The organism is Streptomyces sp. NPDC048623, from assembly GCF_040650755.1.
In the GTDB taxonomy this organism is placed as follows: domain Bacteria; phylum Actinomycetota; class Actinomycetes; order Streptomycetales; family Streptomycetaceae; genus Streptomyces.
This window is the reverse complement of the sequence record NZ_JBEZHV010000031.1, coordinates 1-22,318: the sequence shown is the minus strand read 5'-3', so window position 1 is coordinate 22,318 and position 22,318 is coordinate 1. Positions and strand designations below refer to the sequence as shown.

Genomic DNA, 22,318 nt, shown 5'->3' with positions numbered 1-22,318 from the left:
CCGGGCAGCCCCCTCACCCCATCGGGCCCTACGCTGGAGACATGAGTACGACGAACGTTCGGGGCACGGCGCTCGGCCTGCCGGAGTGGGACCGCTGCGCGGTCATGGGCGTGGTCAACGTGACCCCGGACTCCTTCTCCGACGGCGGCCGCTGGTTCGACACCACGGCCGCCGTCAAGCACGGCCTCGACCTCGTCGCCGAGGGCGCCGACCTCGTCGACGTCGGCGGCGAGTCCACCCGCCCCGGCGCCACCCGCGTCGACGAGGAGGAGGAACTCCGCCGCGTCGTCCCCGTCGTCCGCGGCCTCGCCGCCGAAGGCGTCACCGTCTCCGTCGACACCATGCGCGCCTCCGTCGCCGCCCAGGCCGTCGCGGCCGGCGCCACCCTCGTCAACGACGTCAGCGGCGGCCTCGCCGATCCCGCCATGGTCCCCGCCGTCGCCGCCGCCGAGGTCCCCTTCGTCGTCATGCACTGGCGCGGCTTCAGCGACAACATGAACAGCCTCGCCGTGTACGACGACGTCGTCGGCGAAGTCGTCACCGAGCTCCGCACCCGCATGGAAGCCGTCATCGACGGCGGCGTCGCCCCCGAGCGCATCGTCCTCGACCCCGGCCTCGGCTTCGCCAAGCTCGCCCCCCACGACCTCGCCCTCGTCGCCCACCTCCCCGAGCTCCGCGCCCTCGGCCGCCCCCTCCTCGTCGCCGCCTCCCGCAAGCGCTTCCTCGGCCACGTCCTCACCCGCGAACCCGGCGCCACCCCGCCCCCCGCCCGCGAACGCGACGCCGCCACCGCCGCCGTCTCCGCCATCGCCGCCCACGAAGGCGCCTGGGCCGTCCGCGTCCACGAGGTCCGCGCCACCGCCGACGCCGTACGCGTCGCCAGAGCCGTCGAAGGAGCCCGGTGACCCGCGCCCGCCAGGCCGACCGGGCGGCCGTCGAAGCCGCCAACACCGCCTTCTACGAGGCGATGGAACAGGGAGACTTCGACGGCATCACCGACCTCTGGCTCGACGACGGCGCCATCGAGATCTCCTGCGTCCACCCCGGCTGGCCCGTCCTCACCGGCCGCGGCGAGGTGCTCCGCTCGTACGCCCTGATCATGGCGAACACCGACTACATCCAGTTCTTCCTCACCGACGTCGAGGTCTCCCTGGCCGGCGACGTGGCCATCGTCACGTGCACCGAGAACATCCTCAGCGGCGGACCCGCCGAGGACGGCGCCGAACTCGGCCCCCTCGTCGGACAGCTCGTCGTCGCCACCAACGTGTTCCGCCGCACGTCACAGGGGTGGAAGGTGTGGTCCCACCACGGCTCCCCCGTCCTGCCCGAGACCGAGCCCGGCGAGGACGGCGACGGAACGGACTGAGGTACCGACCGATCCGCCGGTCAGGAGCCCCCGGTCCGGCTGTCGGTCCCCGCGGGTAGATTCGATGGTGGACACCCGGCCGTCCGCACCCGGCTGCGTGGCCATCCGAACTACGACAGCAGGAGTGATTCGCGTGGATCGTGTCGCGCTGCGCGGCCTCAAGGCCCGAGGGCACCACGGCGTCTTCCCCAAGGAGCGCGAGGAAGGCCAGACCTTCATCGTCGACCTCACCCTGGGCCTCGACACCCGCCCCGCCGCCGCCGACGACGACCTGACGAAGACCGTCCACTACGGCATCGTCGCCGAAGAGGTCGTCGACGTCGTCCAGGGCGAACCCGTGGACCTCATCGAGACACTCGCCGAGCGCATCGCCCAGCAGTGCCTCAAGCACGCCGGCGTCCAGGAGGTCGAGGTCGTCGTCCACAAGCCGGACGCACCGATCACCGTCCCCTTCGACGACGTGACCGTCACCATCACCCGGAGCCGCGCATGAAGCCCCAGCACAGCGATCCCACCGTGCAGCCCGTCCCCGCGGCCGTCACCGCCGCCGTCGACGCCGCCGACACGACCCTCTCCAACCCCAAATGGGCCGTCATCGCCCTCGGCGGCAACCTCGGCAACCGCCTCGACAACCTCCAGGGCGCCGTCGACGCCCTCGAAGACACCCCCGGCGTACGGGTCAAGGCCGTCTCACCCGTGTACGAGACCGAGCCCTGGGGCGTCGAACCGGGCACCCAGCCCTCCTACCTCAACGCCGTCGTCCTGGTCAGGACCACGCTGCCGCCCTCCTCGCTCCTGGAGCGGGCCCACGCCGTCGAGGAGGCCTTCCACCGGGTCCGCGACGAGCGCTGGGGCGCCCGCACCATCGACGTCGACATCATCAGCTACGCCGACGTCGTCTCCGACGACCCGGTCCTCACCCTCCCGCACCCCCGCGCCCACCAGCGCGCCTTCGTCCTCGCCCCCTGGCACGACGTCGACCCCCAGGCGCAGATCCCCGGGCACGGCGCCGTCGCCGACCTCCTCGCCGCCCTCGGCACCGAAGGCGTCGTGCCACGCACCGACCTGGAACTCCGACTCCCCGAGTAGTCGTTACGCTCGTCGAAGACACCCACCGACGAACGGACGAAGGACACCCGGTGAAACAACTGCGGCTCAAGGTGCTCGCCGGACTGTTCCTCGGCGCCGGCGTCCTGTCCTGGGGCGCCGCCCGCCTGTGGGACGCACTCGGCACGCTCCCCAGCGTGCCGCTCGCGGCCCCCATCGTGCTCGCCGTCATCGCCGTCGTCCTCACCGCCACGGCCCTCTCGATCCGCGCCCGCCTCAAGGCCCAGCGCGAGCGCCACCCGGACGCCAAGGGCGTCGAACCCCTGATGGCCGCCCGCGCCGTCGTCTTCGGCCAGGCCAGCGCCCTGGTCGCCGCCCTCGTCGCCGGCATGTACGGCGGCACGGGCGTCTTCCTCCTCGGCTCCCTCGACGTCCCCGCCCGCCGCGACCAGGCCATCTACGCCGCCTTCTCGGTCCTCGCCGGCATCGCCGTCATCGCCGCGGCCCTCTTCCTGGAACACGTCTGCAAGCTCCCGGAGGACGAGAACGGAAACGGCGAAGGCCCGAGCGGACACGCCCGGGCCTCCTGACATTCCGCTAACGGGCCAGTATCAGGGACATGGCCTCGGCTCGGGTCGTGGCGTCACGGAGCTGACCACGTACCGCCGAGGTGGTCGTCTTGGCGCCCGGCTTGCGGACTCCGCGCAGAGCCATGCACATGTGCTCGGCCTCGATCACGACGATCGCGCCACGCGCGTCGAGGATCCGCATCAGCGAATCGGCGATCTGCGTCGTCAGGCGCTCCTGCACCTGCGGGCGGCGGGCGAAGACATCGACGAGACGGGCCAGCTTCGACAGGCCGGTGATCTTGCCCGTTTCGGCCGGAATATAACCGATGTGAGCTACACCATGGAATGGGAGCAAATGGTGCTCACACTGACTGGTCAGTTCAATGTCCTTCACGAGGACCATCTCGTCGTGTCCGAGGTCGAACGTCGTCGTCAGGACATCCTCGGGCGTCTGCCACAGCCCCGCGAAGAGCTCCTTGTACGCCCGCGCCACCCGCGCCGGCGTCTCCCGCAGCCCCTCGCGGTCCGGGTCCTCGCCGACCGCGATGAGGAGCTCCCGTACGGCGTTCTCGGCGCGCTTCTCGTCGAACTCGCCGATCGTGCCCTCGCCGTCCAGCGTCACCGGGTCGGTCATCTGTGCCTCGTTCCGTCTGTCCTCTGACATGGCGCGAAATAGGCCGCGCCCCCACAGGCTAGAACCTGTGGGGGCGCGGCTTCCATTCCGGGACCCGTCCGCGGGCGGAGGCTACGGCTCCGGGGTGTCCTCCGGGGCGAGGTCGATCGACTTGGTGGTGTCGACCGGGGCGGTCGCCGCCGAGGAGCCGTTGGCGCTGTTGGTCAGGGCCAGCTCCTTCGGGGAGAGGACCGGCGGGCGGGTGGACGGGGTGCGGCGGGCCGAGCCCGTCCAGGCCGGGCGGGCCGGGCGCTTGACGATGGGGGCGAAGATCTCGGCGATCTCCTCCTTGCCCAGGGTCTCCTTCTCCAGGAGCGCCAGGACCAGGTTGTCGAGGACGTCGCGGTTCTCGACCAGGATCTCCCACGCCTCGTTGTGCGCGGTCTCGATGAGCTTCTTGACCTCTTCGTCGACCAGCGCGGCGACCTCTTCCGAGTAGTCGCGCTGGTGCGCCATCTCACGGCCGAGGAAGGGCTCGGTGTTGTCGCCGCCGAACTTGATGGCGCCGAGCCGCTCGGTCATGCCGTACTGGGTGACCATCGCGCGGGCCGTGGCCGTGGCCTTCTCGATGTCGTTCGCGGCGCCGGTGGTCGGGTCGTGGAAGACCAGTTCCTCGGCGGCGCGCCCGCCCAGCATGTAGGCGAGCTGGTCGAGCATCTCGTTGCGGGTGGTCGAGTACTTGTCCTCGTCGGGCAGGACCATGGTGTAGCCCAGGGCCCGGCCGCGGGACAGGATGGTGATCTTGTGGACCGGGTCGGAGTTCGGCGAGGCCGCCGCGACCAGGGCGTGGCCGCCCTCGTGGTACGCGGTGATCTTCTTCTCCTTGTCCGACATGATCCGGGTCCGCTTCTGCGGGCCCGCGACCACGCGGTCGATCGCCTCGTCGAGCGCCGGGTTGTCGATCAGCTTCTTGTCCGAGCGGGCGGTGAGGAGCGCCGCCTCGTTGAGGACGTTGGAGAGATCGGCACCGGTGAAGCCGGGGGTGCGGCGGGCGACGGCGCCGAGGTCGACGTCCGGGGCGACCGGCTTGCCCTTCTGGTGGACCTTGAGGATCTCCAGGCGGCCCTGCATGTCGGGGCGGTCGACGGCGATCTGCCGGTCGAAGCGGCCCGGGCGCAGGAGGGCGGGGTCGAGGATGTCGGGCCGGTTGGTGGCGGCGATCAGGATGACGCCGCCCTTGACGTCGAAGCCGTCCATCTCGACGAGCAGCTGGTTGAGGGTCTGCTCGCGCTCGTCGTGTCCGCCGCCGAGGCCGGCGCCGCGGTGGCGGCCGACCGCGTCGATCTCGTCGACGAAGACGATGGCCGGGGCGTTGGCCTTGGCCTGCTCGAAGAGGTCGCGGACGCGGCTGGCGCCGACACCGACGAACATCTCGACGAAGTCGGAGCCGGAGATCGAGTAGAACGGCACGCCCGCCTCGCCGGCGACGGCGCGCGCGAGGAGGGTCTTGCCGGTTCCGGGCGGGCCGTAGAGCAGCACGCCCTTGGGGATCTTGGCGCCGACGGCCTGGAACTTGGCCGGCTCCTGGAGGAATTCCTTGATCTCGTGGAGTTCCTCGACCGCCTCGTCCGAGCCCGCGACGTCGGCGAAGGTCGTCTTGGGGGTGTCCTTGGTGATGAGCTTGGCCTTGGACTTCCCGAAGTTCATGACGCGGGAGCCGCCGCCCTGCATCTGGTTCATCAGGAAGAGGAAGACGACCACGATGAGGACGAAGGGGAGCAGGGAGAAGAGCACCGAGACGAAGGGGGACTGCTTCTCGGGGGAGACGGTGTAGCCGCCCTCGATCTGTCCGGCCTCGAACTTCTCCTGCAGCTTGTCGGCCAGGTCGGCACCCTGGGTGCCGATGTAGTTGGCCTGGACCTTGCCGCTCTTGTCGATCTTCTGGCCGTCGACGAGCGTGATCTTGATGACCTGCTCGTCACCGGTGGTGATCTTTGCGGATTTGACCTGGTTCTTGTCGATCGCCTGGACGACCTTGCCGGTGTCCACCGTCTTGTAGCCCTCGGACGAGCCGACGACCTGCATCAGCACGACCACGGCGAGGACGGCCAGCACGATCCACATGACCGGCCCACGGAAGTATCGCTTCACGTCCATCCATACGAGGCGAGTGTGCCGCCCCGTCCCTCCTGCCCGTAGGTGAATGCTGCTGAGTAGCTGCGGTGTGAAAAAGCTGTTCTTCGGACGGTACCCCAGCTGTGGGGCCTGCGGCCGCCTTCCCTTGCTTCAACTGCTTCAACGGAGGGAAGGCGGTGCGGGTTCCCCTGGGGGACGGGGCCCCTCAGCCGCCGTAGACGTGCGGGGCGAGGGTGCCGACGAACGGGAGATTCCGGTACTTCTCGGCGTAGTCGAGGCCGTATCCGACGACGAACTCGTTGGGGATGTCGAAGCCGATCCACTTGACGTCGATGGCGACCTTGGCGGCGTCCGGCTTGCGCAGGAGGGTGCAGACCTCCAGGGAGGCCGGCTCGCGCGAGCCGAGGTTCGACAGGAGCCAGGACAGCGTCAGGCCCGAGTCGATGATGTCCTCGACGATCAGGACGTGCCGGCCCTTGATGTCGGTGTCGAGGTCCTTGAGGATGCGGACCACGCCGGAGGACTGGGTGCCGGCTCCGTAGGAGGAGACGGCCATCCAGTCCATGGTGACGGGGGTGGACAGGGCGCGCGCCAGGTCCGCCATCACCATCACGGCGCCCTTGAGCACGCCGACGATGAGCAGGTCCTTGCCCGCGTACTCCGCGTCGATCTTCGCGGCGAGCTCGGCGAGCTTCGCGTCGATCTCTTCCTTGGTGATGAGGACCGACTGGAGGTCGGCGCCCATGTCCTTCTCGTTCACCCGGGTCACTTTCGTTGCAGCTTGCGACTTTGCGGTCAGCCTTGCCGAATGACCAGTCTGCCACCCTGGCGCAGTGCCTCGACGCGTCCGGGCAGGTTGATGGCCCCCTGACCGCGCCATCCGGTGATCAGCCGGTCGACTTCTTCGATGTGGCGGGCGAACAGCGATCCGGCGGGCGCGCCCTCGGCGATCACGGCGCGGCGCAGGACGCGGCGGCGGACGGCGGGGGGCAGTCCGAAGAGCTTGGCGCATTCGAGGATGCCGGTGTCGTCGCGCACGAGGGCCTCGGCGTCGGCGGCCCAGGAGTCGAGGGCGTCGGCGTCGTCGCGGGACAGCTGGGCCGTTCGGGCGAGGGCTTCGACGACTCCCTTGCCGAGGGCCTTCTCCAGGGCGGGGAGGCCTTCGTGGCGGAGCCGGGAGCGGGTGTAGGCCGGGTCGCTGTTGTGGGGGTCGTCCCAGACGGCGAGTTCCTGGGCGATGCAGGCCTTGCGGACGGTCTGCCGGTCGAGCTCCAGGAAGGGGCGGCGGTAGCGGCCCGCGGTGCCGGAGACGGCTGCCATGCCGGAGAGGGAGCGGATGCCGGAGCCGCGGGCGAGGCCGAGGAGGACGGTTTCGGCCTGGTCGTCGCGGGTGTGTCCGAGCAGGATCGCGGTGGCGCCGTGGCGCTCGGCGGCGGCGTCGAGGGCGGTGTAGCGGGCGTCGCGGGCGGCGGCTTCGGGCCCGCCGTCGCGGCCGACGGTGACGGTGACGGCTTCGACGGGGTCGAGGCCGAGGCCGGTCATGCGGTCGGCGACGTCGCGGGCGCGCTGGGTGGAGCCGTGCTGGAGGCCGTGGTCGACGGTGATGCCGCCGGCGCGGACGGGGAGTTTGCGGGCCTCGAAGGCGAGCGCGGAGGCGAGTGCCATGGAGTCGGCGCCGCCGGAGCAGGCGACGAGCACCAGGGGCTCGGTGGTGCCGGCGCCCGGCGCATCGGGGTGCTCGGGGCGCGAGGAGGCGGAGTGGTCGGTGAGGACGTCGTGGAGTACGCGGCGGACCGCCAGGCGTATCGCCGCGACCGCAGGATGGGGACCCATGTCCGGTGCCCTTCGTGGAGAGAGTGGGGTGCCTCGGTCGGAGTCTTAACGGTCGGAAGTAGGGGTTCGGTCACTCAGAGTGCGACGATGGTGACAGAACCTGGCCGTCAGCCGAGCATTGCACGCCTCACCCGCCGTCCAGGGTCCCTCGGATGGGTGATTGGTGGGGTGTTCCGCGGTGGTCTTCCGCCGTCCGGCCCATCCGTCTCACGAGTCTGCCTTACGGTGCACCCTCGCCACCCAGTCGGCCGGGTGCGCGATCTCGGTCTTGGTGGGCAGGGTGTTGGGCGAGGTCCACACGCGGTTGAAGCCGTCCATGCCGACCTGGTCGACGACGGCGCGGACGAAGCGTTCGCCGTCGCGGTACTGGCGCAGTTTGGCGTCGAGGCCGAGGAGCTTGCGCAGGGCGAGGTCGAGGCGGGAGGCGCCGCGGGCGCGCCGCTGCTGGAACTTCTCGCGGATCTCGGCGACGGAGGGCACGACGTCGGGGCCGACGCCGTCCATGACGTAGTCGGCGTGGCCTTCGAGGAGGGACATGACGGCGGTGAGGCGGCCGAGGATCTCGCGCTGCTCGGGGGTCTGGACGAGTTCGACGAGGGAGGGGGCGGGTTCGCCCTGTTCGCCCTCGGGGCGGCCGCCGGCGAGTGCCTGGGCGGCCTCGCGGAGCCGTTCGACGACGGTGGAGGGGTCGACGTCGGTGGCGGCGAGGAAGGACTGGATCTCGCCCTGGAGGTGGTCGCGCAGCCAGGGGACGCCGGTGAACTGGGTGCGGTGGGTCTCCTCGTGGAGGCAGACCCAGAGCCGGAAGTCGTGCGGGTCGACGTCGAGCTCGCGCTCGACGTGGACGATGTTGGGGGCGACGAGCAGGAGGCGGCCGCCGCCGTCGGTGCCGGCGGGGAGTTCGCGGGTGGCGGGGGCGAAGGTCTCGTACTGGCCGAGGATGCGGGAGGCCAGGAAGGACAGCAGCATGCCGAGCTCGACGCCGGTGACCTTGCCGCCGACGGCGCTGAGGACGGTGCCGCCGGGGGTGGTGGCGCGGCGTTCCTTCATCTTGCCGAGGAGCGGGGAGAGCAGTTCGCGGAAGCCGGCGACGTTGGCCTTGATCCAGCCGGCCCGGTCGACGACGAGGACGGGGGTGTCCTCGGGGGTGTGGCCCTCGGGGATCATCCGGGTGTAGCCGCGGACGTGCGCCTCGGCGGCCTGTGCGTGCCGGCGGAGTTCGGCGACGACCTCGCGGGCCTCGTCCCGGCTCACCTCCGGGCCCGGACGCACCAGTCGGGTCGCCGTCGCGACGGCGAGATTCCAGTCGACCATCCCCGATGTGCCTGCACCACCGATGCTCGTCATGCGTCAACCGTACGTTCTCGGCGCCCGTCCGGTGAGGGTTCGGGCGGGTATTCGCCGGGGCGGGTCGGCGCGTCGGATCGGCGCGTCGGATCGGTGCGTCGGATCGGTGCGGCGGTTCAGTGCGGCGGGTCCTGCGGGCGCTTAGGGGCGGCGGCTGAGGCGAGGGCGGCGGAGAGGCGGTCGAGGGCGGTCTGGGCGGCGTCCGGGGAGCTGGTCCCGCCGGCGAGGAACGCGAAGGCGAGGAGTCGTCCGTCGGGGGTGACGACGGTGCCGGCGAGGGTGTTGACGCCGGTGAGGGTGCCGGTCTTGGCGCGGACCAGGCCGGCGCCGGAGGCGGCGGGTCCGGTGCCGAAGCGTCCGGCGAGGGTGCCGGTGAAGCCGCTGACGGGCAGTCCGGTGAGGACCGGGCGCAGGGCGGGGCGGTGGGGGTCGGCCGCGCGGGTGAGGAGGCCGGTGAGCAGGGCGGCGGAGACCCGGTCGGTGCGGTCGAGGCCGCTGCCGTCGGCGAACCGGGCGCCGGCGAGGGGGAGGCCGAGGCGGGCGAGTTCGTCGTGGACGGCCTTGCCGGCGCCGGCGAAGCTCGCGGGCTGGTGCCGGGCGAGGGCGGTCTGCCGGGCGAGGGCCTCGGCGAGGTCGTTGTCGCTGCTGGTGAGGGTGCGTTCGACGAGGTCGGCGAGGGGGGCGGAGTCGGTACGGGCGAGGGGCGCGGCCTTCTGTCCGGCGGTGCCGGCGGCCTTCTGTCCGGTACCGGCGGCCTTGGGGGCTTCGGGGGCCTTGCCGGGGGCGGGGTCGCCCTGGAGCTTCACGCCGGCCTTCCTCAGGAGTCCGGCGAAGGCGGTGGCGGTGTCGCCGGCCGGGTCGGCGGTGCGCGGTGCGGGCCCGGTGCCGTCGCCGCCGGTGCGGCCCTCGTCGGTCATGAGGGCGGTGACGGGGGCGAGGTTCTCGTTGGGGCCGATCGGGTGGCGCTCGGGACCCTTGTAGAGGCTGGTGTCGTACGTGAGGCGTACGGGGGCGGTGGCCGTTCCGGTGCCGCGGGCCTTCAGCGCGCGGGCGGTGTCGCCGGCCAGGGCGGTCAGCCGGGCCCGGTCGAGGGTGGGGTCGCCGCCGCCGACCAGGGTGACGGTGCGCCCGTCGGGGGCGGCGACGGTGGTGGTGGCGATGCGGTGCTCGGGGCCGAGGGCGGAGAGCGCGGCCGTGGTGGTGGCGAGCTTGACGGTGGAGGCGGGGGTCATCGGGGTGGCCGCGCCCTCCCCGTACAGCTGCCGGCCGGTGGCGGCGTCGACGACGGAGGCGGTGCGCAGCGTGCCGAGGCCGGGGTCGCCGAGCAGCGGTACGAGGACGGCGGCGAGGTCGGGGACGGGGGCGAGGCCGGAGGCGTCGCCCGTCCGGGTGGAGTCGCCGGTGCCGGTGGTGCCGCGGGTGGGTGCGGCCTCCGGGATGCCGAGGGCCCGCAGCACTCCGGCGGCGCTGGGTGCGGGGGCGGGGCGGTGCGGGGCGGCGGCCGGGGCGCCGGCGTGATGTGCGCCACCTCGGCCGTCGGCGTGGACCGCCCTGGCGCGCTCGGCCTTACGCTGACCGGAGTCCCACGGGCCGGCGGCGGTCACCGCCCCGGCGGCCAGGGCCAGACCGAGCACGGCGGAACCCGCCACGAACTGCCAGGTTCTCGGCTCCGGCATGTGATGACCAGCCCCTTTCGCGATCAAGAGCGTGCGTGAGAGACACTTAACCACCGCGCGTCGTCGCGAGCATTGACATGTGTTGATTCAGGAGGAGATCCACCCGTGGAGTTCGACGTCACCATCGAGATCCCCAAGGGGTCGCGGAACAAGTACGAGGTCGACCACGAGACCGGTCGGATCCGCCTGGACCGCCGCCTCTTCACCTCGACCGCCTACCCGACGGACTACGGCTTCGTCGAGAACACCCTCGGCGAGGACGGCGACCCGCTGGACGCGCTCGTGATCCTGGACGAGCCGACCTTCCCGGGCTGTCTGATCAAGTGCCGCGCCATCGGCATGTTCCGCATGACCGACGAGGCCGGCGGCGACGACAAGCTGCTGTGCGTGCCGGCGACGGACCCGCGCATGGAGCACCTGCGCGACATCCACCACGTGGCCGAGTTCGACCGCCTGGAGATCCAGCACTTCTTCGAGGTCTACAAGGACCTGGAGCCGGGCAAGTCCGTCGAGGGCGCCGACTGGGTCGGCCGCGCCGAGGCCGAGGCCGAGATCGAGAAGTCGTACACGCGCTTCAAGGAGTCGGGCGGCCACTGAGCCCCCGCACTCCCGCTGACCGCTGGTGAAGGGCGGCGCACCTCTCGGGGTGCGCCGCCCTTCGCGCGTTCATACTTGGCTTGAACGTGCGGTTCCGGTCGATGGGGAGTGAGGGCGGAGACGGTGGTGGCGAAGCCGGGCGACGGTCCGGAGGAGGGCCGGGAGGAGGGCCGGCAGGAGGGCCACGAGGACGGCCGGGGCGAGGCCCCGGAGGAGCGTGCCCCGGAGCCCCCGGAGGACCTCCCGGAGCAGCCCCCCGAGCAGCCCCCGGAGGACCGGAAGCCGCAGTCGGACGAGGCGCGCAGCGCGTTCGTACCGCCCGCCGGAGTGGCGCCGCCCGAGCCGCCGGAGGAGGAGCATCCGACCTCCGAGTTCGCGCTGCCCGAGGGTCTGGCGCAGGAACCGGAGCCGGAGCAGGAGCAGGAAGGTTCCGCCTTCGCGCCCCCGTCGACCGCCGCGGGGCAGGCCCCGCCCCCGGCCTTCACCCCCGCGTACGGGATACCGCTGGCCAATCTGCCGGCGGACGCGCCCTGGCAGGACCGGATGCGGACCATGCTGCGGCTGCCGCTGGCCGAGCGCCCGGTGCCGGAGGCGCCGCGGAAGGCGGACGAGGCCGGGCCGCCGGTGCCGCGCGTGCTCGACCTGACGCTGCGTATCGGCGAGCTGCTGCTCGCGGGCGGCGAGGGCGCCGAGGACGTCGAGGCGGCGATGTTCGCGATCTGCCGCTCGTACGGCCTCGACCGCTGCGAGCCGACGGTGACCTTCACCCTGCTCTCGGTCACGTACCAGCCGTCGCTCGTGGACGACCCGGTCACGGCGAACCGTACGGTACGGCGCCGGGGCACCGACTACACCCGGCTGGCGGCGGTGTACCTGCTGCTCGCCGACATCAACGACCCGGCGCACGACGTGTCGCCGGAGGAGGCCTACCGCCGGCTCGCGGAGATCCGGCGCAACCGGCACCCGTACCCGGGCTGGGTGCTCACCGCGGCGGCCGGGGTCCTCGCGGGCGCGGCCTCGGTGCTGCTCGGCGGCGGGGCGCTGGTGTTCTTCGTGGCGGCGCTCGGCGCGATGCTGGGCGACCGGCTGGCGTGGCTGTGCGCGGGGCGCGGGCTGCCGGAGTTCTACCAGTTCCTGGTGGCGGCGATGCCGCCGGCCGCGATGGGGGTGGCGCTGACCCTGCTGCACGCGGACGTGTCGCCCTCGGCGGTGATCACCGGTGGCCTGTTCGCGCTGATCCCGGGGCGGGCGGTGGTGGCGGCCGTGCAGGACGGTCTGACCGGCTTCTACATCACGGCCTCGGCCCGGCTCCTGGAGGTCGGCTACTTCTTCGTCGCGATCGTGGTGGGCGTGCTCTCGGTGCTGTACCTGGCGGTGCAGTTCGGCGCCGAGCTCAACCCGGAGGGCGTGCTGCGGCCGGTCGAGCGGCCGGTGGTGCAGATCGTGGCGTCGATGGTGCTGTGCGCGACCTTCGCGATCCTGCTCCAGCAGTCGCGGGCGACGGTGCTGTTCGCGACCCTGAACGGCGGGGTGGCCTGGGTGATCTTCGCGTCGATCGCGGTGACCGCGGGCGGCTCGGCGGTCATGGCGACGGCGGTCGCGGCCGGTCTGGTGGGCCTCTTCGGGCAGCTGATCGCCCGCTACCACCACACCTCGTCGCTGCCGTACGTGACGGCGGCGATCGGGCCGCTGCTGCCGGGTTCGGCGACGTACTTCGGTGTGCTCGCGATCGCCCAGAACAATCTGGACCAGGGCTTCGGCTCGCTGGCGAAGGCGGCGGCCCTGGCCCTGGCGATCGCGATCGGCGTGAACCTGGGCGGCGAGCTGGCCCGCCTCTTCATGCAGGCCCCGGGCGCGGCGGCGGCCCGCCGCGCGGCGAAGCGGACCCGAGGCTTCTGATCTATTTGTGGCTCGGTTCGCCTCCGGGCGCCTTCAGCGTGTGTCGACGGTCGACCGTGCTCGGCCCTCGTTCCTCGGGCCTGCGCGCGCTCTCCACTTTCGACACCCGCCGGCGCCCTTCGGCTCACTCGCCCTGAGGCGCGCGGAGGCGCCCGGAGGCGAACCGAGCCACAAAAATCAACGCTTGGCGTGGCGGCCGCGCTCGGCTGACGGGCTCACCTCGTGGGCGTCCGTGGCGGGGACGGGGCCGGCCGGGTTCTTCTTCGACTGGGCGCGGGCCCGCAGCAGCTCGATGGCGACCGGGATCACCGAGACCAGCACGATCGCGATCAGGATCAGCTCGATGTGCTGGTGGACGAACTCGACCTTGCCGAGCGCGGAGCCGAGCAGCGTCACACCCGCGCCCCACAGCAGACCGCCGATGAGGTTGAAGATGACGAAGGAGCGGTAGTTCATCCGGCTGACGCCGGCGATGATCGGCGTGAAGGTGCGCACGATCGGCACGAAGCGGGCCAGGATCAGCGACTTCGGGCCGTGCTTCTCGAAGAACTCGTGGGCCTTCTCGACGTTCTCCTGCTTGAACAGCTTGGAGTCGGGGCGCCTGAAGAGCGCCGGGCCGACCTTGCGGCCGAAGAGGTAGCCCACCTGGTCGCCGAGGACCGCCGCCGCGACCACCAGGGTGCACACCAGCCACAGCGGGGTGTCGAGCTTGCCGGTGGTGACGAGCAGACCGGTCGTGAAGAGCAGCGAGTCACCGGGCAGGAAGAAGCCGATGAGAAGTCCGGACTCGGCGAAGACGACGACGAGGACACCGACCAGGCCGAAGGTCTGGATCAGATGGTCCGGGTCCAGCCAGCTCGGACCGAGGGCAAGCGTGTTCACGGGTTCCGGGCTCCTGCGGTCGGGGTGGGGGCGGGGAGGGCGCGAGAAGCATGCGCAAGAGGAATTGTCGTACAGGACTGCTGCCCCAAGCTATCAACGCCGGGTGAATCCCCCTGGTTCCACCCGGCCCCCGGCCGCCCTCCCCCGGGTTCTTCCCGGGGCCGGCCCCCGGACCGGTCCCGGGCCCTCCCCCGGCCCCGACCCGCCCGGCCCTCCTCCGGATGCGCCCGGCCGCGCCCGCCGCCAGGCTGAGGCCCGGAGGTGGATGCGCATGGGCATCGAGGAGTACGGCGGCGGGCAGGGCGAGCACGCGGATGTGCTGGTGGTGACGACCAACGACGTGCCCGGCCACCGGGTGCGCCAGGTGATCGGCGAGGTCTTCGGCCTGACCGTCCGCTCGCGGCACCTCGGCAGCCAGATCGGCGCGGGCCTGAAGTCGATGATCGGCGGCGAGCTGAAGGGTCTGACGAAGACCCTGGTGGAGACCCGTAACCAGGCCATGGAACGCCTCGTGGAACAGGCCAGGGCGCGTGGCGCGAACGCGGTCCTGATGTTCCGCTTCGACGTCACGGAGGCGGCCGACGTGGGCACGGAGGTGTGCGCGTACGGCACGGCCGTCGTGATCGAGCCGCAGGTCTGAGCCGCCCGTGGCCACCGAGACCCCCGCCCCGCCTCCCGCCGCTCCGGACATCGCCCGGAAGGTCCTGCTGCCGCTGTGCGTGCCCGCGCTCGTGGTCGGGATCGGCTCGGCGCTGCTGTACCTGGGAATCAGCAAGCTGGCCGAGAGGATCCAGGACGCGGTCTGGGACACCCTTCCGGACGCACTCGACATCGGCCCGTACTCCTCGCTGTGGATCATCGTGGTGCTGACCGCGAGCGGCATCGCGGTCGGGCTCGTGGTCTGGAAGGTGTACGGGCACGCCGGCTCCGACCCGGCCGAGGGCGGGCTCCACGGGACACCGATCGCCCCCGGGGTGGTGCCCGGCCTGCTGCTGGCCAGCACCCTCACCCTGGCCGGCGGCGTCAGTCTCGGCCCGGAGAACCCGACGATCGTCGCCGCCATCGCGCTGACCTTCTGGCTGGGCCGGATGGTCCTGCCGGCCCTGCCGGGCGAACTGTGGGTGTCGCTCGCCACCGCCGCCGTCCTCGGCGCGCTCTTCGGCACCCCGGTCGCGGCCGCGCTGGTGATCTCCGAGGCCCTGGCGTCGAGGGCGGCGCCCGGGCTCGCCGGGGGCGGGCTGTGGGACAAGCTGTTCGCTCCGCTGATGGCGGCCGGCGCCGGGGCGATGACCACCCAGGTGGTCGACCACCCCAGCTTCGACATGGGCCTGCCGCCGCTCACGAACCCCGGCTTCGAGGACCTCCTCGCCGCGCTGGTCATCGCCACCCTCGGCGCGGTCTTCGGACTGCTCGCCTGCTACGCCTTCCCCTACGTCCACAGGGCGTTCCGGCGGCTGGGGCACCCGATGCTGATGCTGCCGCTCGGCGGGCTGATCCTGGGTCTGCTCGGGGCGCTCGGCGGGCAACTGACGCTGTTCAAGGGGCTCACGGAGACCAGGGAACTCGTCCAGTCCATCGGGTCCTACGGTTCGGGTGAGCTCGCCAAGTTCGCCGTGGTGAAGCTGGTCGCCCTGCTTGTGGCCGCGTCCTGCGGCTTCGTCGGCGGCCGGGTGTTCCCGATCGTGTTCATCGGCGCCGCGTTCGGCCTGTGCGCGCAGGCCCTCGTGACGGAGATCCATCCTGCGGTCGCCGTCTCGGCCGCCGTCCTCGGCCTGGTGCTCGCGACCACCCGCCAGGGGTGGGTGAGCCTCTTCATCGCCGCCGTCATCGCCTCCTCGCCCGCGATGATCCCGCTCCTCGTCCTGGCCTCCCTGCCCGCGTGGCTGGTCGTCACCGGCCGCCCCCAGCTCGAACTCGACGAGAAGGGCGACTCCCTGCACTGAGCCGGCCGCCGAGCCGACACCGAAGCCCGTAACCCGAAGCCCGTAACCCGAAGCCCGAAGCCGTACAGGAAGGAATCCACCGTGGCGCTGCACAAGGGTCCCGACGAACCGGAGACGACCGGGCGCTCCCGCCGTCTCGCCCTCAACCCGTTCTACGGCGAGGCCGACCCGATCGGCGGCATGACCGAGGCCCCGCCGCGGCACCGCCTGCCCGACCGGCCGCTGCCACCGATGAGCGCCTACCAGCTGGTCCACGACGAGCTGATGCTCGACGGCAACTCGCGGCTCAACCTGGCCACCTTCGTCACCACCTGGATGGAGCCCCAGGCCGCGGTCCTCATGGGCGAGTGCCGCGACAAGAACATGATCGACAAGGACGAGTACCCGCGCACCGCCGAGCTGGAGCGCCGCTGCGTCGCCATGCTGGCCCAGCTGTGGAACGCGCCCGACCCGACCACCGCCGTCGGCTGCTCCACCACCGGATCCAGCGAGGCCTGCATGCTCGCCGGCATGGCGCTCAAGCGCCGCTGGGCGAAGAAGAACGCCGACCGCTATCCCGGCGCCCGGCCCAACCTGGTCATGGGCATCAACGTGCAGGTCTGCTGGGAGAAGTTCTGCACCTTCTGGGAGGTCGAACCGCGCCTCGTCCCCATGGACGGCGAGCGCTTCCACATGGACGCGGCCTCGGCCGCCGCGCTCTGCGACGAGAACACCATCGGCGTGGTCGGCATCCTCGGCTCCACCTTCGACGGCTCCTACGAGCCGATCGCCGACATCTGCGCCGCCCTCGACGCCCTCCAGGAACGCACAGGGCTCGACATCCCCGTGCACGTGGACGGCGCCTCCGGCGGCATGGTCGCGCCCTTCCTCGACCAGGACTTGGTGTGGGACTTCCGGCTGCCCCGGGTGTCCTCCATCAACACCTCCGGGCACAAGTACGGCCTCGTCTACCCGGGCGTCGGCTGGGCGCTGTGGCGCTCCCCCGCCGAACTCCCCGAGGAGCTGGTCTTCCGGGTCAACTACCTGGGCGGCGACATGCCGACCTTCGCCCTCAACTTCTCCCGCCCCGGCGCGCAGGTGGTCGCGCAGTACTACACCTTCCTGCGGCTCGGCCGGGAGGGCTACCGGGCCGTCCAGCAGACCAGCCGGGACGTGGCCCGCGGCCTCGCCGAACGCATCGAGGCCATGGGCGACTTCCGTCTCCTCACCCGCGGCGACCAGCTTCCCGTCTTCGCCTTCACCACGGCGCCTGACGTCACCGCCTTCGACGTCTTCGACGTCTCGCGCCGCCTGCGCGAACAGGGCTGGCTGGTGCCCGCGTACACCTTCCCGGCCAACCGCGAGGACCTGTCGGTCCTCCGGGTCGTGTGCCGCAACGGCTTCTCCGAGGACCTGGCGGGCCTGCTCGTCGAGGACCTGAGCCTGCTGCTGCCCGAACTGCGGCGCCAGCCGCACCCGTTCACCGACGACAAGAAGGCCGCCACCTCGTTCCACCACTAGGACGGGTACGGGTACGGGTACGGGCGCGCGAACCCCGGGGCGCCCGGACCCGCTCCCGGTCGCGCGCCGCTTCCCCAGCCGCCCGGGCCTGCGGCCCAGCTCGAAACTAGTCAAACTTGATTACGCGTACGGGTTCTCCTGGCCCTCCGCCAGCACGCCCACGAAGGGCTCGCCCTCGCCCGCGAACACGTACGCCCCGCCCTCGATCCGCTCGATCAGGCCCAGCGTCCACTCCCGGCCCGAGTCGGCCGAGTGCACCCAGAGGTGCATGATCTCGCCGATGTGCCCGAGCCGGCCGGGCCCGCCCTCAGGGGTGTAGTAGCCGGTCACCGCGGACCGCCACGCGTCCAGGCCCCGCACCCGGGCGCGCAGCAGCTCGACCGCCTCCGCGCGCGGCAGGTCCACGATGAAGCCGACCGCCGCCGACAGGACGTCCATCTGCTGGTCGTACGTCGACAGCGCCTCGCGCAGCAGGCGCAGGTACTCCTCGCGGCCGGCGTCCGTGATCTCGTACTCGACCCTCGGCGGGCCGCCGGCCGTGCTCGGCGCGCTCTCGTCCGCGACGAGGAGGCCCTGCTTCGCCATCTGCTTCAGCGCGTGGTAGATCGAGCCGGGCTTGGCGTTGGACCACTCGTGCGCGCCCCAGTACTCCAGGTCGTTGCGCACCTGATAGCCGTGGGCGCGGCCGTGCTGCTTGACCGCGCCCAGCACGAGAAGGCGGATCGCCGACATTCGTTCGGACCTCCCTGGTCAGCTTTGACAAGGGTAGGTCCTCCGTGCCTCCGGCTACGCCTGCGCCTTGCTCTCCGGCTCGCGCTCCAGCTCGCGCTCCAGCTCGCTCTCCAGGGCGATGAGCTCGAAGGAGCCCTTGCCGTCGAGCGATTCGCGGATGATGTCGGCGTGGCCGGCGTGCCGGCCCGTCTCCTGGATCAGGTGCAGCAGCATCCAGCGGACGGAAACCCGGCCGTCCTTCGGGAACCAGGGCTTGTCGGGCAGCGGGAACTCCTCGTCCAGGCTGGGCACGCTCCGGACGAAGTCCTCCGTCTGCTTCGCCACGTCCGCCATGAAGGCCACCGTGGACGCGACGGTCTCGTCCCCCACGAGCTGGAAGCTCTCGTGCCAGTTCGACTCGTCCCGGCGCAGTTCGTTCGGCTGCCGCTGCGCCATCCGCAGCCAGTTGAGCTCGGCCTCGGCGACATGCTTGATCAGACCGGACAGGCTCAGCTCGCTCGCGCTGGGGCGGCTCGCCGCCTGCTCCTCGGTGAGGCCGAAGGACGCCCGGACGACCGCCGCGCGCTGGGCCTCGATGAAGTTGAGGAGTGCGCCGCGCTCGTCGCCGTACTTCTCCGCGGGAACAAGAGCAACCATGACTGCCGCCTTCCGTGGTCTTCCTTCTCGACACGGAACACGCTACGGAGGAATCAGGACAGATACGGTCCTCATTCCTCCGTAGCGCCTGGAAGGGTGTCTCGGAACGGTGCCTCGGAACGGGACCTCAGAACGGGAAGCGGCTGCGCCCGTGCTGGATCGAGATCCACTTCCGGGTGGTGAAGGCCTCGACCATGGCCTCGCCGTTGAGCCGCCCGATGCCCGACTGCTTCTCGCCGCCGAAGGGGACGATCGGCTCGTCGTGCACGGTGCCGTCGTTGATGTGGATCATGCCGGTGTGGATGCGCTTGGCGACCCGTACGCCCCGCTCGACGTTGCCGGTGTGCACGGCGCCGCTCAGGCCGTACGGGGTGTCGTTGGCGATCCGTACGGCCTCGTCCTCGCCGTCGAACGGGATGACCAGGGCCACCGGGCCGAAGATCTCCTGGTTGAGGACGGGCGCGTCGGCGGCGATGTCGGTGAGGATCGTCGGGGAGACCAGGCTGCCCTCGACGGACCCGCGCAGCAGCGCGGTCGCGCCGCCCGCCACGGTCTGCTCGACGACCGAGGCCACCGCCTCCGCCTGCTGGGAGTTGATGAGCGGGCCGATGTGGGTGGCCGGGTCGGCCGGGTCGCCGACCCGCAGGGTCTTGACCTTGGCGACGAACTTCTCGGTGAACTCCGCCTCCACGGTGCGGTCCACCAAGATGCGGTTGGCGGCCATGCAGACCTGGCCCTGGTGCACGAAGCGGCTGAAGACGGCCGCGTCGACCGCGTAGTCGACGTCGGCGTCGTCGAGGACGATCAGCGCGCTGTTGCCGCCGAGTTCGAGCACGGCGTGCTTGAAGTGCTGGGCGCAGACGGTGGCCACGTGCTGCCCGGTGCGGTCGGAGCCGGTGAAGGAGATGACCTTCGGGACCGGGTGGGTGAGCAGCGCGTCGCCGATCTCGGCGATGTCGGTGACGACCACGTTCAGGAGGCCGGCCGGGAGGCCCGCCTCCTCCAGGACCTTGGCGACCAGGGTGCCGCCGCAGATCGGGGTGTTCTGGTGGGGCTTGAGGACGACCGCGTTGCCGAGGGCGAGGGCGGGGGCCACGGACTTGATGGAGAGCAGGAAGGGGAAGTTGAAGGGCGAGATGACGCCGATGACGCCGACCGGGAGGCGGTAGACGCGGTTCTCCTTGCCGTCCACCGGGGAGGGCAGGATGCTGCCCTCGGGGCGCAGCGCGACCTGGATCGCCTCGCGCAGGAACTCCTTCGCCAGGTGCAGCTCGAAGCCCGCCTTGAGGCGCGTGCCGCCGAGCTCGGCGACGATCACCTCGGCGAGCTCGGCCTCGCGCTCCTCGACGATCCGCAGCGCCCGCTCGAAGACGAGCCGGCGGGTGTACGGGTTGGTCTCGGCCCACTCGGCCTGGGCGCGCTCGGCGGCGCGGTAGGCGCGGTCCACCTCGGCGGCGGTCGCGACGGTGATGGCGGCGAGCTTCTCCCCGGTGTACGGGTTGAAGTCGATGATGTCCCAGGATCCGCTGCCGGGCTTCCACTCGCCGTCGATGTACTGGTGCGCCAGTTCGGTGAAGTAGTCCGAATGGTCCGAAGACAGAGCAGACGCCATGGAACGAGACCCCTAACCCGCGGAGGCGGACTTCGGCACGGACGGCTGCCGAGTCACAGCCGTCTCACTGATGTCTCGTCATCGTACTGACGTATCAGCCGAGTTGAAGGAGTCCTCGGAGAAGATCACGGCTTTCGGCGGGATCGGGGCTGTCCTTCTGCAGGCGCTCCATCACCCGTCCGTACTGCCCGACCTCCTCGCGTTTGTCGAGGTAGAGGGCGCCGGTCAGCTGTTCCAGATAGACGACGTCGGAGAGATCGGACTCGGGAAAACTCAGCATGGTGAAGGCGCCGCTCTCGCCCGCGTGGCCACCGAAGCTGAAGGGCATCACCTGGAGCGTGACGTTCGGGTGTTCGGAGATCTCGATGAGATGCCGCAACTGCCCCTGCATCACGGCCCGGTCGCCGTACGGGCGGCGCAGCGAGGCCTCGTCGAGGACGGCGTGCAGATGCGGGGCGTTCTCGGAGACGAGCACCTTCTGGCGCTCCAGGCGCAGCGCGACGCGGCGCTCGATCTCGGCGACCGGGGCGCCCGGCATGCCGCGGGTGACGACGGCGTGGGCGTACGCCTCGGTCTGCAACAGGCCGTGGACGAACTGCACTTCGTAGATGCGGATCAGGGAGGCGGCGCCTTCGAGCCCGATGTACGTCTGGAACCAGCCCGGCAGCACGTCGCCGAAGCTGTGCCACCAGCCGGCCACGTTGGCCTCGCGGGCCAGACCGAGGAGCGAGCCGCGCTCGGAATCGTCACTGACTCCGTAGAGCGTGAGCAGATCCTCGACGTCTCTGGCCTTGAAGCTCACCCTTCCCAACTCCATACGGCTGATCTTGGATTCGGATGCCCGGATCGAGTAACCGGCGGCTTCCCGGGTGATGCCGCGCGATTCGCGCAGTCGCCTCAACTGGGAGCCAAGCAGTATGCGGCGCACCACGCTCCCGCTCGCCCCGCTCGATTCGCCTGCCGTCACGGCTCCAGCCTCCCCTTCACGGTGCTGCTCTTGCTGTCGAGCCCCCGTCGAGCCCCGGATTCTGCCACTAAACGCTTCAGCGCGTACACATTCGATTACGGATAGAGGGCGGGTTCCGGGCAGCCGCGTTCCGGCCCGTGGACGACTTATGCACAGAATCGGCGCGTGGGCGGACAGGCCGGGCGCGTGCACGTGCATCTGCCCTTGCATCCCTTGCATGCCTCCGGAACCATGGGGCTCGCACAGCCGCGTACCGATGTGCGCCGCCGCGCCGTTGTCGCACCGCCTTGTCGCACCACCGCCGCGATTCCCGGGAGTGCCTCGCATGGGACCGAATGGATCGACCATGCTCGAGCCGTTACGGCAGGGGCTTCCGCCGATCGATCCCGCGACCGTCTCCAACTCGGCCTCCTGCGCCCTGCCGCCCCGCTACGAAGCGGTGCGCGGCGCGCGGAAGTTCACCAGTCAGACGCTCCACAACTGGGATCTCACCGAGCGTTTCGACGACGTCGCCCTCGTCGTCTCCGAACTGGTCACCAACGCACTGCGCCACGCGGTGCCCGCGGGGACCGATCCGGCCACGGCGACGGCGCCCGAAACAGGCCTGAATCCGCCCGTCCGCCTGCATCTGATGCGCTGGGCTTCGCGCCTGGTGTGCGCCGTGCGCGACCCCAGCCGCGAGAGTCCGGAGGCCCGGGCCGGCGGGGAGGACTTCGCCGCCGAGTCGGGGCGCGGGCTGTTCCTGGTGGAGTCGTTCAGCGACAGCTGGGGCTGGCACCCGCTCGCGGGCACGCTCCAGGGCAAGGTGGTGTGGGCGCTGTTCCGGCTGGGCCCGGAGTAGGAGACGACAGAGGAGAGGGCCCCGGTGGCGGTCGCCACCGGGGCCCGCACCGCTGTGCGCGGGCGCGTGGGGGCGCCCCCGTGGCGGCCCCGAGCGCGGGGGCGGGGGTGGAGATGGGGAGG

The 22,318-nt window shown here is 71.4% G+C and carries 22 protein-coding genes; 11 read left to right on the top strand and 11 right to left on the bottom strand.

All coding sequences use genetic code 11. The features are described from left to right. The first annotated feature begins 41 nt into the window (after positions 1–41). The 5 genes from folP (at position 42) to AB0C73_RS32000 (ending at position 3,003) form a co-directional block, all read left to right on the top strand. Positions 42–905, top strand: coding sequence for a dihydropteroate synthase (gene folP, locus AB0C73_RS32020; protein WP_362536893.1), 864 nt, complete (start codon positions 42–44; stop codon positions 903–905). Continuing rightward, complete coding sequence (locus AB0C73_RS32015; protein ID WP_362536892.1) at positions 902–1,366, top strand: nuclear transport factor 2 family protein; 465 nt, start codon at positions 902–904, stop codon at positions 1,364–1,366. Before folP ends, AB0C73_RS32015 begins: the two co-directional genes overlap by 4 nt. Before the next feature lie 133 nt (positions 1,367–1,499). Further along, positions 1,500–1,859 (top strand): dihydroneopterin aldolase, encoded by a 360-nt coding sequence (gene folB, locus AB0C73_RS32010; protein WP_362536891.1) that lies wholly within the window; start codon positions 1,500–1,502, stop codon positions 1,857–1,859. Next, positions 1,856–2,455: a 2-amino-4-hydroxy-6-hydroxymethyldihydropteridine diphosphokinase gene (gene folK, locus AB0C73_RS32005; RefSeq protein ID WP_362536890.1), complete on the top strand. Its 600-nt coding sequence runs from the start codon at positions 1,856–1,858 to the stop codon at positions 2,453–2,455. The genes folB and folK overlap by 4 nt, the downstream gene beginning before the upstream one ends. 50 nt (positions 2,456–2,505) lie before the next feature. Continuing rightward, positions 2,506–3,003, top strand: a complete 498-nt coding sequence (locus tag AB0C73_RS32000; protein WP_362536889.1) for a DUF3180 domain-containing protein — start codon at positions 2,506–2,508, stop codon at positions 3,001–3,003. Between the two features lie 7 nt (positions 3,004–3,010). Here AB0C73_RS32000 and folE read toward each other — a convergent pair whose 3' ends face one another. The 6 genes from folE to dacB all read right to left on the bottom strand — a co-directional run bounded on the left by folE (position 3,011) and on the right by dacB (position 10,587). Next, complete coding sequence (gene folE, locus AB0C73_RS31995; protein WP_362536888.1) at positions 3,011–3,616, bottom strand: GTP cyclohydrolase I FolE; 606 nt, start codon at positions 3,614–3,616, stop codon at positions 3,011–3,013. Positions 3,617–3,727: 111 nt separating this feature from the next. Continuing rightward, the gene (ftsH, locus tag AB0C73_RS31990) at positions 3,728–5,752 is read right to left on the bottom strand and encodes an ATP-dependent zinc metalloprotease FtsH (protein WP_362536887.1); all 2,025 of its coding nucleotides are present in this window, start codon (positions 5,750–5,752) and stop codon (positions 3,728–3,730) included. Positions 5,753–5,936: 184 nt separating this feature from the next. Continuing rightward, positions 5,937–6,476: a hypoxanthine phosphoribosyltransferase gene (hpt, locus tag AB0C73_RS31985; protein ID WP_265865395.1), complete on the bottom strand. Its 540-nt coding sequence runs from the start codon at positions 6,474–6,476 to the stop codon at positions 5,937–5,939. Positions 6,477–6,526: 50 nt separating this feature from the next. Next, positions 6,527–7,564, bottom strand: a complete 1,038-nt coding sequence (gene tilS / locus AB0C73_RS31980; RefSeq protein WP_362536886.1) for a tRNA lysidine(34) synthetase TilS — start codon at positions 7,562–7,564, stop codon at positions 6,527–6,529. A 207-nt stretch (positions 7,565–7,771) separates the two neighbouring features. Further along, positions 7,772–8,911, bottom strand: a complete 1,140-nt coding sequence (locus AB0C73_RS31975; RefSeq protein WP_362536885.1) for a zinc-dependent metalloprotease — start codon at positions 8,909–8,911, stop codon at positions 7,772–7,774. A gap of 116 nt (positions 8,912–9,027) precedes the next feature. Continuing rightward, the gene (dacB, locus tag AB0C73_RS31970; RefSeq protein ID WP_362536884.1) at positions 9,028–10,587 is read right to left on the bottom strand and encodes a D-alanyl-D-alanine carboxypeptidase/D-alanyl-D-alanine-endopeptidase; all 1,560 of its coding nucleotides are present in this window, start codon (positions 10,585–10,587) and stop codon (positions 9,028–9,030) included. A gap of 105 nt (positions 10,588–10,692) precedes the next feature. Here dacB and AB0C73_RS31965 point away from each other — a divergent pair, with 105 nt between their 5' ends. After that, positions 10,693–11,184 (top strand): inorganic diphosphatase, encoded by a 492-nt coding sequence (locus AB0C73_RS31965; RefSeq protein ID WP_362536883.1) that lies wholly within the window; start codon positions 10,693–10,695, stop codon positions 11,182–11,184. A gap of 126 nt (positions 11,185–11,310) precedes the next feature. Further along, entirely contained in the window at positions 11,311–13,083 is a 1,773-nt protein-coding gene (locus tag AB0C73_RS31960; RefSeq protein ID WP_362536882.1) for a threonine/serine exporter family protein, read from the top strand. A 177-nt stretch (positions 13,084–13,260) separates the two neighbouring features. Here the strand turns inward: AB0C73_RS31960 and AB0C73_RS31955 are convergent, their stop codons facing one another. After that, positions 13,261–13,965 carry a VTT domain-containing protein gene (locus AB0C73_RS31955; protein ID WP_362536881.1) on the bottom strand — a complete coding sequence of 235 codons (705 nt, stop codon included), beginning with the start codon at positions 13,963–13,965 and terminating at the stop codon, positions 13,261–13,263. A 271-nt stretch (positions 13,966–14,236) separates the two neighbouring features. Between AB0C73_RS31955 and AB0C73_RS31950 the strand changes: the two genes are divergently transcribed. The 3 genes from AB0C73_RS31950 to AB0C73_RS31940 all read left to right on the top strand — a co-directional run bounded on the left by AB0C73_RS31950 (position 14,237) and on the right by AB0C73_RS31940 (position 17,408). Beyond that, entirely contained in the window at positions 14,237–14,605 is a 369-nt protein-coding gene (locus tag AB0C73_RS31950) for a YbjQ family protein (RefSeq protein WP_362536880.1), read from the top strand. 7 nt (positions 14,606–14,612) lie between these two features. Further along, positions 14,613–15,908, top strand: a complete 1,296-nt coding sequence (locus AB0C73_RS31945) for an ion channel protein (protein WP_362536879.1) — start codon at positions 14,613–14,615, stop codon at positions 15,906–15,908. Positions 15,909–15,989: 81 nt separating this feature from the next. Continuing rightward, on the top strand, positions 15,990–17,408 hold the full coding sequence (locus tag AB0C73_RS31940; protein WP_362536878.1) for a glutamate decarboxylase: 1,419 nt from the start codon (positions 15,990–15,992) through the stop codon (positions 17,406–17,408). A gap of 120 nt (positions 17,409–17,528) precedes the next feature. On the opposite strand, the gene AB0C73_RS31935 is transcribed toward AB0C73_RS31940, so the two are convergent. From AB0C73_RS31935 to AB0C73_RS31920, 4 genes are all read right to left on the bottom strand, one after another. Beyond that, on the bottom strand, positions 17,529–18,140 hold the full coding sequence (locus AB0C73_RS31935; RefSeq protein WP_362536877.1) for a PadR family transcriptional regulator: 612 nt from the start codon (positions 18,138–18,140) through the stop codon (positions 17,529–17,531). 54 nt (positions 18,141–18,194) lie between these two features. Further along, positions 18,195–18,776 carry a DinB family protein gene (locus AB0C73_RS31930; RefSeq protein WP_362536876.1) on the bottom strand — a complete coding sequence of 194 codons (582 nt, stop codon included), beginning with the start codon at positions 18,774–18,776 and terminating at the stop codon, positions 18,195–18,197. A gap of 127 nt (positions 18,777–18,903) precedes the next feature. Beyond that, complete coding sequence (locus AB0C73_RS31925) at positions 18,904–20,388, bottom strand: aldehyde dehydrogenase family protein (RefSeq protein ID WP_362536875.1); 1,485 nt, start codon at positions 20,386–20,388, stop codon at positions 18,904–18,906. A gap of 94 nt (positions 20,389–20,482) precedes the next feature. Then, the gene (locus tag AB0C73_RS31920; RefSeq protein ID WP_362536874.1) at positions 20,483–21,355 is read right to left on the bottom strand and encodes a helix-turn-helix transcriptional regulator; all 873 of its coding nucleotides are present in this window, start codon (positions 21,353–21,355) and stop codon (positions 20,483–20,485) included. Between the two features lie 325 nt (positions 21,356–21,680). On the opposite strand from AB0C73_RS31920, the gene AB0C73_RS31915 reads away from it, so the two are divergent. Beyond that, positions 21,681–22,196: an ATP-binding protein gene (locus AB0C73_RS31915; protein ID WP_362536873.1), complete on the top strand. Its 516-nt coding sequence runs from the start codon at positions 21,681–21,683 to the stop codon at positions 22,194–22,196. Positions 22,197–22,318: the final 122 nt, after the last annotated feature.

Excerpts from the sequence above, each read along its gene's own strand:
- folP (WP_362536893.1), top strand. The coding sequence starts at position 42 with ATGAGTACGACGAACGTTCGGGGCACGGCGCTCGGCCTGCCGGAGTGG.
- folK (WP_362536890.1), top strand. The coding sequence starts at position 1,856 with ATGAAGCCCCAGCACAGCGATCCCACCGTGCAGCCCGTCCCCGCGGCC.
- folE (WP_362536888.1), bottom strand. The coding sequence starts at position 3,616 with ATGACCGACCCGGTGACGCTGGACGGCGAGGGCACGATCGGCGAGTTC.
- ftsH (WP_362536887.1), bottom strand. The coding sequence starts at position 5,752 with ATGGACGTGAAGCGATACTTCCGTGGGCCGGTCATGTGGATCGTGCTG.
- hpt (WP_265865395.1), bottom strand. The coding sequence starts at position 6,476 with ATGGGCGCCGACCTCCAGTCGGTCCTCATCACCAAGGAAGAGATCGAC.
- tilS (WP_362536886.1), bottom strand. The coding sequence starts at position 7,564 with ATGGGTCCCCATCCTGCGGTCGCGGCGATACGCCTGGCGGTCCGCCGC.
- AB0C73_RS31975 (WP_362536885.1), bottom strand. The coding sequence starts at position 8,911 with ATGACGAGCATCGGTGGTGCAGGCACATCGGGGATGGTCGACTGGAAT.
- dacB (WP_362536884.1), bottom strand. The coding sequence starts at position 10,587 with ATGCCGGAGCCGAGAACCTGGCAGTTCGTGGCGGGTTCCGCCGTGCTC.
- AB0C73_RS31950 (WP_362536880.1), top strand. The coding sequence starts at position 14,237 with ATGGGCATCGAGGAGTACGGCGGCGGGCAGGGCGAGCACGCGGATGTG.
- AB0C73_RS31935 (WP_362536877.1), bottom strand. The coding sequence starts at position 18,140 with ATGTCGGCGATCCGCCTTCTCGTGCTGGGCGCGGTCAAGCAGCACGGC.
- AB0C73_RS31930 (WP_362536876.1), bottom strand. The coding sequence starts at position 18,776 with ATGGTTGCTCTTGTTCCCGCGGAGAAGTACGGCGACGAGCGCGGCGCA.
- AB0C73_RS31925 (WP_362536875.1), bottom strand. The coding sequence starts at position 20,388 with ATGGCGTCTGCTCTGTCTTCGGACCATTCGGACTACTTCACCGAACTG.
- AB0C73_RS31915 (WP_362536873.1), top strand. The coding sequence starts at position 21,681 with ATGGGACCGAATGGATCGACCATGCTCGAGCCGTTACGGCAGGGGCTT.